Raw genomic sequence first — 14170 nt, forward strand, 5'->3', positions numbered from 1 at the left:
TGTGCCCTGCGCGTCCGGTGGTGAAACCGCCGCCGGACGATCCCTGCGGGTAGAGTCCGGCGGCGTGCACCTCAAGGCCATGACACTCCGCGGGTTCAAATCGTTCGCGTCCGCCACGACGCTGCGCTTCGAGCCCGGGATCACCTGCGTCGTGGGCCCGAACGGCTCGGGCAAGTCCAACGTCGTGGACGCGCTGTCGTGGGTCATGGGCGAGCAGGGCGCCAAGTCGCTGCGCGGCGGCAAGATGGAGGACGTCATCTTCGCCGGCACGACCGGCAGGCCCCCGCTCGGGCGCGCCGAGGTCTCGCTGACCATCGACAACACGGACGGCGCGCTGCCGATCGCGTACGCCGAGGTCACCATCATGCGGATCATGTTCCGCGGCGGCAGCAGCGAGTACCAGATCAACGGCGACACCTGCCGGCTCCTCGACATCCAGGACCTGCTGTCCGACTCGGGCATCGGCCGGGAGATGCACGTCATCGTCGGGCAGGGCCAACTCGACTCCGTGCTGCACGCCGACCCGATGGGCCGCAGGGCGTTCATCGAAGAGGCCGCGGGCGTGCTGAAGCACCGCAAGCGCAAGGAGAAGGCGCTGCGGAAACTCGACGCGATGCAGGCCAACCTCGCGCGCGTGCAGGACCTCACCGACGAGCTGCGCCGCCAGCTCAAGCCCCTCGGCCGGCAGGCCGCCGTCGCGCGCCGCGCCGCCGTCATCCAGGCCGACCTGCGCGACGCCCGTCTCAGGCTGCTCGCCGACGACCTCGTCACGCTCCAGGAGGCGCTGCGCACCGAGGTTGCCGACGAGGCCGAGCTCAAAAGGCGCAAGGACGAGGCCGAAGGGCGCCTGAAAGCCGCACTCGCGCGCGAGGCGGCCCTGGAGGACGAGGTGCGCCGCCTCGCCCCCCGGCTCCATAACGCCCAGGCGACCTGGAACGAGCTTTCCCGGCTGGCCGAACGCGTCCGCGGCACGGTCTCGCTCGCGGACGCGCGCGTCACCAGTGCCACCCAGGCACCCGCGGAGGAACGGCGCGGCCGCGACCCGGAGGACATGGAACGCGAGGCCGCCAGGGTCCGCGAGCAGGAGGCCGAGCTGGAGGCGGCTCTCGAGGCGGCCGAGCGCGCGCTCGACGACACCGTCGCCCACCGCGCCGACCTGGAGCGCGAACTGGCCGTCGAGGAACGCCGCCTCAAGGACGCCGCGCGGGCCATCGCCGACCGCCGCGAGCAACTGGCGAGGCTGCACGGCCAGGTCACCGCCGCGCGCGGGCGCGCCGCCTCCGCCCAGGCCGAGATCGACCGGCTGGCCGCGAGCCGGGACGAGGCCCAGCAGCGCGCCGTCGCCGCGCAGGAGGAGTACGAGCAGCTCAAGGCGGAGGTCGACGGCCTCGACGCCGACGACGTCGAACGGGGCGACGAGCACGAGAGCGCCAAACGCGCCCTCTCCGACGCCGAGTCCGCGCTGTCCGCCGCACGCGAGGCCGCCGTGTCCGCCGAGCGCAGCCGGGCGGCCGTGGCGGCCCGCCACGACGCACTGGCGCTCGGGCTGCGCCGCAAGGACGGCACGGGCGCCCTGCTCGCCGCGCGCTCCACCCTGACCGGCGTGCTCGGACCGGCAGCCGAACTGCTCACCGTCGAGCCGGGGCACGAACTCCAGGTGGCGGCCGCGCTCGGAGCCGCGGCTGACGCCGTCGCGGCACGCGACCCGGCCACCGCCGCGGACGCCATCCGCCTGCTGCGCAAGCAGGACGCCGGCCGCGCCACCCTCCTGCTCGGCGACGCGCCCGAAGAGCGGGCGCAGGACCGCGCAGGCGGGGCCGGCCGCGAGGACGGCCTACTGGTCCACGCCCGCCCCGGCAGCGGCGGCGCTCCGGCAGAGGGCGCGCCGCCGGCTCACGCCCGTACCGGCGCGGTGCCCGCCCCCGCGGACGGCCATGCCCTCCGCGCGGGTGACGAACGGCAGGGCGCCGAGCGGGCCGACGCCGCGGCGCCCGGCGGCGTCTCGCTGCCCGCGCAGGCCGGCTCGGCCGGCCCGGCCCGCGTCACCGACCTGGTCAGCGGCCCCGCCCCGCTGGTCGCCGCCGTACGCAGGCTGGTGCGGGACATGGTCGTCGTCGCGACGCTCGAGGACGCCGAGGAACTCGTCCGCACGCACCCCGCGCTCGTCGCCGTCACCGCCGAGGGCGACATCCTCGGCTCCCACGTCGCGCACGGCGGCTCCGCAGGCGCACCGAGCCTTCTCGAAGTGCAGGCCTCGGTCGACGAGGCCGCGGCCGAACTCGCCGAGCTGGCCGTCAGGTGCGAGGCGCTGGCACAGGCACAGCGGGACGCCGCCGAGCAGCGCCGCGTATGCGCGGGACGGGTCGAGGAGCTGGGGGAGCTGCGGCGCGCCGCCGACCGGGAGAAGTCCGCCGTGTCCGGGCAGCTCGGCCGCCTCTCCGGGCAGGCACGCGGCGCGGCGGGCGAGGCCGAGCGCGCCGCGGCGGCCGTCGCCACCGCGCACGACGCCCTGGAGCGGGCCACCGCGGAGGCCGAGGAGCTCGCGGAGCGGCTGCTCGTCGTCGAGGAGGCGGCGGACGAGGCGGGCGACGACGAGCCCGACACCGCCGTACGCGACCGGCTCGCCGCGGACGGGGCCAACGCCCGCCAGACCGAGATGGAGGCGAGGCTCCAGGCCCGCACGCACGAGGAGCGCGTGAAGGGGCTCGCGGGGCGCGCGGACTCACTGGACCGCGCCGCGCGCGCCGAGCGCGAGGCCAGGGCGCGCGCCGAACAGCGACGGGCCAGGCTGCGCCACGAGGCGGAGGTGGCGCGCGCCGTCGCGGCCGGTGCCAGGCAACTGCTCGCGCACGTCGAGGTCTCCGTCGAACGGGCGGAGTGCGAACGCGTCGCGGCGGAGGCGGCGAAAGCGGACCGGGAGGAGCGGCTGGCGCGCGAGCGCGGCAGCGGCCGCGACATCAAAACCGAGCTGGACAAGCTCACCGACTCCGTGCACAGGGGCGAGGTGCTCGGCGCGGAGAAACGCATGCGGATCGAGCAACTGGAGACCAAGGCGCTCGAGGAACTCGGCGTCGAGCCCGCAGGACTCGTCGCCGAGTACGGCCCCGGGCGGCCCGTGCCGCCCTCGCCCGCCGCGGAGGGCGAGACCCTGCCCGAGGACCCCGGGCACCCGCGCAACAGGCCGAGGCCGTTCGTGCGCGGCGAGCAGGAGAAGCGCCTCAGGGCGGCGGAGCGCGCCTACCAGCAGCTCGGCAAGGTCAACCCGCTCGCCCTGGAGGAGTTCGCGGCGCTCGAAGAGCGGCACAACTTCCTCTCGGAGCAGCTGGAGGACCTGAAGAAGACCAGGACCGACCTGCTCCAGGTCGTCAAGGAGGTCGACGAGCGCGTCGAGCAGGTGTTCACGGAGGCCTACCGGGACACCGCCCGCGAGTTCGAGGGGGTCTTCTCCCGGCTCTTCCCCGGCGGCGAGGGCAGGCTCCTGCTCACCGACCCGGAGAACATGCTCACCACCGGCGTCGACGTGGAGGCGAGACCGCCGGGCAAGAAGGTCAAGCGGCTCTCCCTGCTCTCCGGCGGCGAGCGGTCGCTCACGGCCGTCGCGCTGCTCGTGTCGATCTTCAAGGCGCGCCCCAGCCCCTTCTATGTGATGGACGAGGTCGAGGCGGCCCTCGACGACACCAACCTTCAGCGGCTGATCAGGATCATGCAGGAGCTCCAGGAGAGCTCGCAGCTGATCGTGATCACGCACCAGAAGCGGACGATGGAGGTGGCCGACGCGCTCTACGGTGTCTCGATGCAGGGCGACGGCGTCTCGAAGGTCATCAGCCAGCGGCTGCACTGACGTGAATCGCGGCCGTCGGCCCGATACTGGAATGGTTGCGACTCCGCTCCCCTCCTGAAGGAGGGTGCTTCCGACCCGGAGGTTGCGGTCCAGCCCGAACCGGTCCCTTGCGGGACGAGAGAAATGTGTACGCCCCCTCGCTAGGAGACTGATGGAACTCGTCATCCTTGTTGTCGTCATCGCCGTCGTCGTCATCGGCGGCCTCAGCGGGCTCGTGGTCGGCCGGAGCCGCAGGAAGAAGAAGCTGCCGCCGCCACCGCCCGCCGCGCCCACCATCACCGCCCCGCCGGCCGAGCCGCACGTCGGCGACGAGGCCGAGACCCCGCGGGACGAGAACCGCCGCACCATCGAGGAGGTCGGCCTCCCCGGCGAGGAGGACGCCGCCGGGACCCCGGTCGCCGTCGAGGACCCGGTGGTCGGCCTCGCCCCCGCCCCGGAGATCGAGGTGCCCGAGCCGACCGAGGGCCGCCTCGTGCGGCTGCGCGCGCGCCTCGCACGCTCGCAGAACTCGCTCGGCAAGGGGCTGCTCACGCTCCTGTCCCGCGAGCACCTCGACGAGGACACCTGGGAGGAGATCGAGGACACGCTGCTGACCGCCGATGTCGGAGTGCAGCCCACCCAGGAGCTGGTGGAGCGGTTGCGCGAGCGCGTGCGCGTCCTGGGCACGCGCACCCCGGAGGAGCTGCGCACGCTGCTGCGCGAGGAGCTGATCACGCTCGTCGGCGCCGACCTCGAACGCGAGGTGCGTACCGAGAGCGGCCTCGACACCCCGGCCGTCGTGATGGTCGTCGGCGTCAACGGCACCGGTAAGACCACCACGACGGGCAAGCTGGCCCGGGTCCTGGTCGCCGACGGCCGCTCGGTCGTGCTGGGCGCCGCGGACACGTTCCGTGCCGCCGCCGCCGACCAGCTGCAGACGTGGGGCGAGCGCGTCGGTGCCAGGACCGTGCGGGGGCCGGAGGGCGGTGACCCCGCGTCGGTCGCGTTCGACGCGGTCAAGGAGGGGATCGTGGAGGGCGCGGACGTCGTCCTCGTCGACACCGCCGGCCGCCTGCACACCAAGACCGGCCTGATGGACGAGCTGGGCAAGGTGAAGCGGGTCGTCGAGAAGCACGGGCCGCTGGACGAGGTGCTGCTCGTGCTCGACGCGACGACGGGGCAGAACGGCCTCGTTCAGGCCCGGGTGTTCGCCGAGGTCGTGGACATCACCGGCATCGTGCTGACCAAGCTCGACGGCACGGCGAAGGGCGGCATCGTGGTGGCAGTCCAGCGTGAGCTGGGCGTGCCGGTGAAGCTCGTGGGCCTGGGGGAGGGCGCCGACGACCTGGCGCCCTTCGAGCCCGGGGCCTTCGTCGACGCCCTGATCGGCGACTGACGCCGCGCATGCGGTGAGTGTCACCGTACGGTGAGCCGGTAGGGCGGGTGGCCGGGAGGCTGCCCGCCCTGACCGTGTCCGGGCCGCGGCGCGGCGCGCGGCCGGCAGGGGCGTGCGGCCCCGTCAGCCGCTCCGGCGCGACCGGCAGCGGCCCACACGGTGACAGATGTAGGCGAGCGTCCCCAGCAGCAGGCGTGCGGGCGGCACGGCCGCGGTGTCGGGGGACGGCGGACGCAGCCAGCGAACCGGCCCGAGCGCCCCCATCGACGACGGCGGTGCCACGATGTGCGCGCCAGGACCCATTCCCGCCAGATCGAGGTCGGCGTCGTCCCAGCCCATGCGGTAGAGCAGGGCCGGCAGTTCCACCGCGGCCCCCGGTGCCACGAAGAAGTACGCGCGCCCCGTCGGCGTCGCGAGCACAGGGCCGAGCGGCAGTCCCATGCGCTCCAGCCGGGCGAGCGCGTGCACGCCCGCGCCGAGCGCCACGTCGATCACGTCGAACCTGCGCCCGACGGGCAGCAGCACCGAGGCGCCGGGCACCTCGGACCAGGCGCGCGTGACCTCGTCGAGTGTCGCGCCCGCGCCGACGCCGGGGAAGAAGCCGAGCGGATGCGCGCCGGGGGCGGCGCAGTCCGCGTCACCGCAGGAGCACGCGCCCGCGGGGGAGGCGCGCACGCCCGCCGTGACGTCCCAGCCCCACAGGCCCGTGTACTCGGCGGCCGCGGTGCACTCCGTGGCGCGACCGCGGCGGCGCGATGCCGACCGCAACTCCCGGATGTCCCGGATACCGCCGATGGTGAAGCCCATGCCCCCTCCAACGGGTCGAGCACGCCAGTGGTTACGAATCGAAGTCTGCCCGTGACACTCCGTCGTCGACGGGGGGTCGGTGCGGGCGTGAGGGGGCAATGGGGGTGGTGCGGCCCGATTCGTACGCCCCGGCGCACTCCACTCGCATCGTCCCTGACCGCCGCCTGTCAAGTGAATCGCGTTCCGTGTACGGCGAGTTCATTCGAAGGGGTGGCGAATGGTGGCGTTTGTGGAATCCCCTAGCTGAGGGCGTGATCGTAGGATTACTTTCGGTGCACGAGCCGGTGAGGTGAAGTGCTCCCGCGGGTATGCCGGAGGCACTTCGGGTATCTGTTCGACGGGTGAAATCGGCGGACGGGCGCCCGCAGGACACGGCATTCTTGCAGGGGCTCGCGCGGGGTATCGAGCGGATGGGGGCGTTCCAGGTGAGCGGCAGCGGCGCAGACGAGTCGGGCACGGGCAAGCGCCCGAACGAGCCCCTCGGATCGTGGTTCGCGCGCAGCGGCCTGTCCAAGGGCGAACTCGCGCGCCAGGTCAACCGCAGGGCGCGCCAGATGGGCGCCCACCACGTCAGCACCGACACCTCCCGCGTGCGGCGCTGGCTCGACGGCGAGCAGCCGCGCGAGCCCATCCCGCGGATCCTGTCCGAGCTGTTCTCCGAGCGGTTCGGCGCCGTCGTCGCCGTCGAGGACCTCGGCCTGCGCTCCGCGCACCAGTCGCCCTCGGACGCCGGCGTCGACCTGCCCTGGGCAGGACCCCGGACCGTCGCCATGCTCAGCGACTTCTCCCGAAGCGATCTCATGCTCGCCCGCCGCGGCTTCCTCGGCTCCTCCCTGGCGCTCGCCGCGGGCCCCGCCCTCGTCGAGCCCATGCAGCGCTGGCTGGTGCCGACGCCGGGCGGCGGCGAACCCCCCGTGCCCGGCCGGGCCGCGTCCGCCGCGCGCCGCACGCCGCGCCTGTCGGGCCCCGAGCTCGAACTCCTCGAGTCGACGACGGCCATGTTCCGCCTCTGGGACGCGCAGTGCGGCGGCGGGCTGCGCCGCAAGGCCGTCGTCGGCCAGCTCCACGAGGTCACCGACCTGCTCCAGGAACCCCTGCCCGCGGCCGTGTCGCACCGCCTGTTCACCTGCGCGGCCGAACTGGCCGAGCTGGCCGGCTGGATGAGCTACGACGTCGGCCTCCAGCCCAATGCCCAGAAGTACTTCGTGCTCGCGCTGCACGCGGCCAAGGAGGCAGGCGACCGTCCGCTCGGCTCGTACATCCTCTCCTCCATGAGCCGGCAGATGATCCACCTCGGCCGCCCCGACGACGCCCTGGAACTCATCCACCTCGCCCAGTACGGCAGCCGCGACTGCGCCACGGCGCGCACGCAGGCCATGCTGTACGCGATGGAGGCACGCGCGTACGCGGGCATGGGCAAGCCGAGCAAGTGCAAGCGCGCCGTCAGGATGGCGGAGGACTCGTTCGCCGATGTGGGCCTCGACGGGGAGCCGGAACCCGACTGGATCCGCTTCTTCAGCGAGGCCGAACTCCACGCGGAGAACGCGCACTCCTACCGCGATCTCGCCTTCGTGGCGGGCCGCAGCCCCACGTACGCGTCGCTCGCGGAGCCCGTCATGGAGCGCGCGGTCGCGCTCTTCCGCGAGGACGAGGACCACCAGCGGTCCTACGCGCTCAACCTCATCGGCATGGCCAGCGTCCACCTGCTCAAACGCGAGCCGGAACGCATGGCGCGCCCGGCCGCGCAGGCCCTGGAGATCGCCCGCAGGGTGCGCTCGGAGCGCGTCAGCACCCGGCTGCGCAAGACCGTGGACATCGCGGTCAGGGACTTCCCGGACGTTCCCGAGGTGGCGCACCTCGGCGCGCTCCTCGGCCCCCGCTTCCCCGAACCGGCGGAAGCGGTCTGATACCCCGGCCGCGGCGCTCTCCCCGTAGCGCCCGACACGGCTCCCCCGCCGACAGGACAGCAGGGTGACGCCGCGGCCGGCTCCCCGAAAGCCAGTGCCGCTCCCGGCGCTGCCGCCTGAGCCCCGCCCGTTCACCTCGCCGTAACACGGCGCTCCCCTTCGTCACCGCGCCGAAACACGGCACGCGCCCGCCGGAAACGGGCCCGGGTGAGCCTACTGGGCACAGTCGGCCCCAACCGGACACCGGAAGGGCCGATCCGACCGACGGAGGGGACGCCGGCCTTGAACGGTGCAGACACCGCGTTCGTCCTGATCAGTGCCGCGCTCGTCATGCTGATGACACCGGGACTCGCCTTCTTCTACGGCGGCATGGTGCGCGTGAAGAGCGCCCTGAACATGCTGATGATGTCCATGATCTCGCTGGCCGTCGTGAGCGTGCTGTGGGTGCTGTACGGCTACACGATGGCGTTCGGCGACGACCTGGGCGCAGGGCTGCTCGGCGGTTTCGGCCATGTCGGCTTCCACGGCATCACGCCGGAGACGCTGACCGGCAAGGGCGGCATCCCCGTGCTCGCCTTCGCCTTCTTCCAGCTGATGTTCGCCGTCATCACCCCGGCCCTGATGAGCGGGGCGCTCGCCGACCGCGTCAAGTTCACCGCCTGGACGCTCTACATCGCGCTGTGGGTCACGTGCGTCTACTTCCCCGTGGCGCACTGGGTCTGGCAGTCGGGCGGCTGGCTCTACAAGCTGGGCGTGATCGACTTCGCAGGCGGCACGGCCGTCCACATCAACGCGGGCATCGGCGGCCTCGCCGCGGTGCTCGTGGTGGGCAGGCGCATCGGGTTCAAGAAGGACCCGATGCGGCCGCACAGCCTGCCCCTCGTGGTGCTCGGCGCCGCGCTGCTGTGGTTCGGCTGGTTCGGCTTCAACGCCGGGTCCGCGCTCGCCGCCGACGGCGCCGCGGCCAACATGGCCTTCAACACCCAGATCGCCGCGGCCGCGGCGATGATCGGCTGGCTCGCCTACGAGCGCCTCAGGCACGGGGCGTTCACCACCCTCGGTGCGGCCTCCGGCGCCGTCGCGGGCCTCGTCGCCATCACGCCGTCAGGCGCGGCCGTGAACGCCTGGGGCGCGCTGCTGATCGGCGTCGCCGCGGGCGCCGTCTGCTCCTGGGCCGTAGGCCTCAAGTTCAGGCTGGGCTTCGACGACTCGCTCGACGTCGTCGGCGTGCACCTCGTCGGCGGGGTGATCGGCACACTCCTCGTGGGCGTGCTCGCCACCGGCGGCGTCGGCGGCCTTGCCCAGCTGGGCAAGCAGGCCGTGGGAGCCTTCTCCGTCATGGCGTACTCGTTCGCCGTCTCCTGGCTGCTGGCGAAACTCGTCGACAAGGTGATCGGATTCAGGGCCGGTGAGGACGAGGAGGTCGGCGGCCTCGACATGTCCGTGCACGCGGAGTCCGCCTACGACTTCAGCGGCGTCGGCTCCGCGTCCGCCCGTAGCAGCGTGCCCGCGGCCGGGGCGGGTGCCCGCCCGCCGACGCCGCCGGCGACCAACCGGAAGGTGGACGTGTGAAGCTCATCACCGCCGTCGTGAAGCCGCACAGGCTCGACGAGGTCAAGGAGGCACTGCAGGCGTTCGGCGTGCAGGGCCTCACCGTCACCGAGTCCAGCGGGTACGGCCGCCAGCGTGGCCACACCGAGGTCTACCGGGGCGCCGAGTACACCGTCGACCTCGTACCCAAGGTCCGCGTGGAGGTCCTCGTCGAGGACGAGGACGCCGAGCAGATCGTCGACGTCGTCGTGAAGGCGGCGCGTACCGGCAAGATCGGGGACGGCAAGGTCTGGACCGTGCACGTCGAGAGCGCCGTAAGGGTGCGTACCGGCGAACGCGGGCCCGATGCCCTCTGAGGAGCGGGGCCCGTGGGAGGCCGGCCGAGGGGACGGCCGGCGGGAAGACGGCACCGGGCGGGGCGACGGCGGCTACGCGTCCGCCCGGCTGCGCCTCCTTACGGACGGGGCGCGGTCGGGGCCGCGCCGCCGTGCGGCCCTCGCCGCGATCACCGACGACTGGCTCGCGCCCCTGTTCGCACGGGCCGCCCGCGACACCGGCGTGCGGAACGCCGCCCTCGTCGCCGTCGGCGGCTACGGGCGCGGCGAGCTCTCCCCGCACAGCGACCTCGACCTGCTCCTGCTGCACGACGGAGCGCCCTCCGCCGCCGTCGCCGCGCTCGCCGAACGCCTCTGGTACCCGGTCTGGGACCTCGGCGTCGCGCTCGACCACTCCGTCCGCACCCCCGCGGAGGCGCGCAGGGCGGCCGCCGGCGACCTCAGGGTCCACCTCGGGCTCCTCGACGCGCGGCCCGTCGCGGGCGACCGCGCCCTCGTCACGGGCCTGCGCACGACGATCCTGTCCGACTGGCGCGCGGGTGCGGCCAGGCGCCTGCCGGAGCTGGCCGAGCTGTGTGCGACGCGCGCGCGACGCCACGGGGAACTCCGGTTCCTGCTCGAAGGCGATCTCAAGGAGGCACGCGGCGGACTGCGTGACGCCACCGCCCTGCGCGCCGTCGCGGCGTCCTGGCTCGCCGACGCGCCCCGCGAAGGGCTCGCGGCGGCCCGCGCCCGGCTCCTCGACGTACGCGACGCCCTCCACCTCACCACGGGGCGTGCCAACGACAGGCTCTCCCTCCAGGAACAGGACGCCGTCGCCGAACGCCTCGGCACGGCCGACGCCGACGCCTTGCTGCGCCAGGTCTACGAGGCCGCACGCACCGTCTCGTACGCCTCCGACGTCACCTGGCGCGAGGTCGACCGGGTGCTGCGCGCGCGTGCGGCCGGGCCCAGGCTGCGCGTGCTGCTCGGCGCCGGCAGGAGGCCGGCGGCAGGGCGGGTGCCGCTCGCCGACGGCGTCGTCGAGCAGGACGGCGAGGCCGTGCTCGCCCGCACCGCGCGGCCGGAGCGCGACCCCGTCCTGCCGCTGCGCGCCGCCGCGGCCGCCGCGCAGGCCGGCCTGCCCGTCTCCCCGCACGCCGTGCGGCGCCTCGCGGCCGCCGCGCCCCTGCCAGTGCCGTGGCCCCCGGAGGCGCGCGAGGAGCTGATCCGGCTGCTCGGCGCCGGAGAACCGGCCGTCGCCGTGTGGGAGGCGCTGCAGGCGGAGGGCATCGTCACCCGGCTGCTGCCCGACTGGGAGCGCGTGCACTGCCGCCCGCAGCGCAACCCCGTGCACACCTGGACCGTCGACCGGCACCTCGTCCAGACCGCGGTACGGGCCGCCTCGCTGACCCGCCGCGTCTCGCGCCCCGACCTGCTGCTGATCAGCGCCCTGCTGCACGACCTCGGCAAGGGGTGGCCCGGCGACCACTCGGTGACCGGCGAGACCATCGCGCGTGACACGGCGGCACGCGTCGGATTCGGCGCCGAGGACACGCGCGTCGTCGCGACCGTCGTGCGCCACCACCTGCTGCTCGTGGACACCGCGACCCGGCGCGACCTGGACGACCCCGCGACCGTCGCCGCCGTCGCCGGGCACCTGCGCGACCGGACGACACTCGAACTGCTGCACGCGCTCACCGAGGCCGACGCCCTCGCCACAGGTCCCGCGGCCTGGTCCGCGTGGCGCGCGGGACTCGTGGCCGACCTGGTGCGCCGCGTCGCCGGCGTACTCGCGGGCGAACCGGTGCGCCCGCCGGGGCCGCCCGCGGCCGGCGCGCGGCAGGAGCGGCTCGCCGCCGAGGCGCTGCGCACCGGCGGCCCGGTACTCGCCCTGAGCGCGGACCGCGCGCCCGGGGACGACGGCCCGAGCGGCTCCGGGGCCGCGGCGGACCCGGACGGGGAGCCCGCACCCGAGCCCGTGGGTGTGGAGCTGCACATCGCCGTGCCGGAACGGCCGGGCGTGCTGCCGGCCGCGGCGGGGGTGCTCGCCCTGCACCGGCTCGCCGTGCGCTCCGCCGACCTGCGGGCGGTGGAGCCGCCGTCCGGGATCGGCGGCCCCGGCCCGACCGCCAAGGTGCTGCTGCTGAGCTGGCGGGTCGCGGCCCAGTTCGGGCCGCTGCCGGCGCCGGCGCGGCTGCGCGCCGACCTCGTACGCGCCCTCGACGGCACGCTCGACATCGCCGCGCGGCTCGCGGAGCGCGACGCCGCCTACCCGCGCCGCAGGGGCGCAGGGGCGCCGCCGCCGCGCGTGACCGTCGCCTCACGGGAGGCGTCCCGCGAGGCGACGGTCATCGAGGTGCGCGCCCAGGACGCCCCCGGCCTGCTGTACCGCATCGGGCACGCGCTGGAGGCGGCGGACGTGCGGGTGCGCAGTGCCCACGTCTCGACGCTCGGCGCCGACGCGGTGGACACCGTGTACGTGACGCGCCCCGACGGCGCCCCGCTCACCGCCGAGGAGGCGGAGACGGCGGCGAAGCGGGTGGCGGCGGCCCTGCCGGCGTGACGTCCTCACGTGACGTCCTCACCCGCGGGCCGGCGGCGAGGCGCGGCACGGTTGTTCGCGTACGGCGATCACGGGCGGTTCGCGTACGGTGATCACCCCGGGCAGGGGCCGGGACGCCCGCCGGTCCGGATACCCTGGAGGGCAGCCCGTCCGCCCGTCCCCTAGCCGAGGATCCGCGACCACCGTGTTCGACACTCTCTCCGACCGCCTCGCAGCCACCTTCAAGAGCCTTCGGGGCAAAGGGCGCCTCAGCCCGGAGGACATCGACGCAACGGCACGCGAGATCCGCATCGCCCTGCTGGAAGCCGACGTGGCGCTGCCCGTCGTGCGCGACTTCATCAAGCACATCAAGGAGCGCGCCGCAGGCGAAGAGGTCTCCCGTGCGCTGAACCCCGCGCAGCAGGTCGTCAAGATCGTCAACGAGGAGCTCGTCGGCATCCTCGGCGGCGAGACCCGGCGCCTGCGCTTCGCGAAGCAGCCGCCTACCGTGATCATGCTGGCGGGCCTGCAGGGCGCGGGCAAGACCACCCTCGCGGGCAAGCTCGGCCTCTGGCTGAAGAACCAGGGCCACTCACCCCTGCTCGTCGCGTGCGACCTCCAGCGGCCCAACGCCGTCACCCAGCTCTCCGTCGTGGCCGAGCGCGCCGGCGTCGCCGTGTACGCACCGGAGCCGGGCAACGGCGTGGGCGACCCGGTCAAGGTCGCCGAGGACTCGATCACGTACGCCAAGGACAAGGTCCACGACGTCGTGATCGTCGACACCGCGGGCCGCCTCGGCATCGACCAGGAGCTGATGCGGCAGGCCGCCGACATCCGCGACGCGGTCTCGCCCGACGAGGTCCTCTTCGTCGTGGACGCGATGATCGGACAGGACGCGGTCAACACCGCCGAGGCCTTCCGCGACGGCGTCGGCTTCGACGGCGTCGTACTGTCCAAGCTCGACGGCGATGCGCGCGGCGGCGCCGCGCTCTCCGTCGCCCACGTGACCGGCAAGCAGATCATGTTCGCCTCCAACGGCGAGAAGCTGGACGAGTTCGACGCGTTCCACCCGGACCGCATGGCGTCCCGCATCCTCGACATGGGCGACCTGCTCAGCCTGATCGAGAAGGCCGAGCAGACCTTCAGCCAGGCCGAGGCCGAGAAGATGGCCTCGAAGCTGGCCAGGGGCCCCAAGGAGTTCACGCTCGACGACTTCCTGTCCCAGATGGAGCAGGTAAGGAAGATGGGCTCGCTGTCCAAGCTGCTCGGCATGCTGCCGGGCATGGGGCAGATGAAGGACCAGATCAACAACCTGGACGAGCGGGACGTCGACCGCACGGCCGCCATCATCAAGTCCATGACGCCGGGGGAGCGCGCCGAGCCGACGATCATCAACGGCTCGCGCCGCGCCCGCATCGCACGGGGCTCGGGCGTCGAGGTCGGGGCGGTGAAGAACCTCGTGGAGCGGTTCTTCGAGGCCCGCAAGATGATGTCGCGGATGGCGCAGGGCGGCGGCATGCCGGGGATGCCTGGGATGCCCGGCATGGGCGGTGGCCCCGGCCGGCAGAAGAAGAAGCAGAAGCAGGCCAAGGGCAAGCAGCGCTCCGGCAACCCGATGAAGCGCAAGGCCGAGGAGCAGGCCGCGCTGGCCCGCAAGGAGCAGGCGGCGCTCGGCGGTTCGCCTGCGCAGGAGCAGGGCAACTCGTTCGAACTGCCCGACGAGTTCAAGAAGTTCATGGGCTGATGGGCTGACGGGGCCCTCCGGCTGACACCGGCGGGGCCCTGCCGGGACCGGCCCCCGCCTGGAGGCCGGGCCCACGGTGCGGCGCG

Annotated in this window: 8 protein-coding genes; 7 read left to right on the forward strand and 1 reads right to left on the reverse strand. The window is 74.0% G+C overall.

What is annotated here, in order from left to right; translation table 11 throughout:
- Positions 1-64 precede the first annotated feature (64 nt).
- Entirely contained in the window at positions 65-3841 is a 3777-nt protein-coding gene (locus IH48_RS0128300) for an AAA family ATPase (RefSeq protein ID WP_030910704.1), read from the forward strand.
- Positions 3842-3992: 151 nt separating this feature from the next.
- Entirely contained in the window at positions 3993-5216 is a 1224-nt protein-coding gene (ftsY, locus tag IH48_RS0128305; protein ID WP_030910707.1) for a signal recognition particle-docking protein FtsY, read from the forward strand.
- A gap of 123 nt (positions 5217-5339) precedes the next feature.
- Here ftsY and IH48_RS0128310 read toward each other — a convergent pair whose 3' ends face one another.
- Positions 5340-6023 carry a bifunctional DNA primase/polymerase gene (locus tag IH48_RS0128310; protein WP_030910710.1) on the reverse strand — a complete coding sequence of 228 codons (684 nt, stop codon included), beginning with the start codon at positions 6021-6023 and terminating at the stop codon, positions 5340-5342.
- Positions 6024-6448: 425 nt separating this feature from the next.
- On the opposite strand from IH48_RS0128310, the gene IH48_RS0128315 reads away from it, so the two are divergent.
- From IH48_RS0128315 to ffh, 5 genes are all read left to right on the forward strand, one after another.
- Complete coding sequence (locus IH48_RS0128315; RefSeq protein WP_030910716.1) at positions 6449-7930, forward strand: negative regulator NsdA; 1482 nt, start codon at positions 6449-6451, stop codon at positions 7928-7930.
- Between the two features lie 282 nt (positions 7931-8212).
- The gene (locus tag IH48_RS0128320) at positions 8213-9502 is read left to right on the forward strand and encodes an ammonium transporter (protein ID WP_030910719.1); all 1290 of its coding nucleotides are present in this window, start codon (positions 8213-8215) and stop codon (positions 9500-9502) included.
- On the forward strand, positions 9499-9837 hold the full coding sequence (locus IH48_RS0128325) for a P-II family nitrogen regulator (protein WP_030910721.1): 339 nt from the start codon (positions 9499-9501) through the stop codon (positions 9835-9837). Before IH48_RS0128320 ends, IH48_RS0128325 begins: the two co-directional genes overlap by 4 nt.
- Complete coding sequence (locus IH48_RS0128330) at positions 9827-12361, forward strand: [protein-PII] uridylyltransferase (protein ID WP_078850112.1); 2535 nt, start codon at positions 9827-9829, stop codon at positions 12359-12361. The genes IH48_RS0128325 and IH48_RS0128330 overlap by 11 nt, the downstream gene beginning before the upstream one ends.
- Positions 12362-12545: 184 nt before the next feature.
- Positions 12546-14084: a signal recognition particle protein gene (ffh, locus tag IH48_RS0128335; protein ID WP_030910726.1), complete on the forward strand. Its 1539-nt coding sequence runs from the start codon at positions 12546-12548 to the stop codon at positions 14082-14084.
- Positions 14085-14170: the final 86 nt, after the last annotated feature.

It is taken from the genome of Streptomyces sp. NRRL F-5126 (assembly GCF_000721265.1).
Taxonomy (GTDB): Bacteria; Actinomycetota; Actinomycetes; order Streptomycetales; family Streptomycetaceae; genus Streptomyces.

What these genes read in the sequence shown, in the direction of transcription:
- IH48_RS0128330 (WP_078850112.1), top strand. Translation starts at nt 9,827, where the DNA reads ATGCCCTCTGAGGAGCGGGGCCCGTGGGAGGCCGGCCGAGGGGACGGC.
- ftsY (WP_030910707.1), top strand. Translation starts at nt 3,993, where the DNA reads ATGGAACTCGTCATCCTTGTTGTCGTCATCGCCGTCGTCGTCATCGGC.
- IH48_RS0128310 (WP_030910710.1), bottom strand. Translation starts at nt 6,023, where the DNA reads ATGGGCTTCACCATCGGCGGTATCCGGGACATCCGGGAGTTGCGGTCG.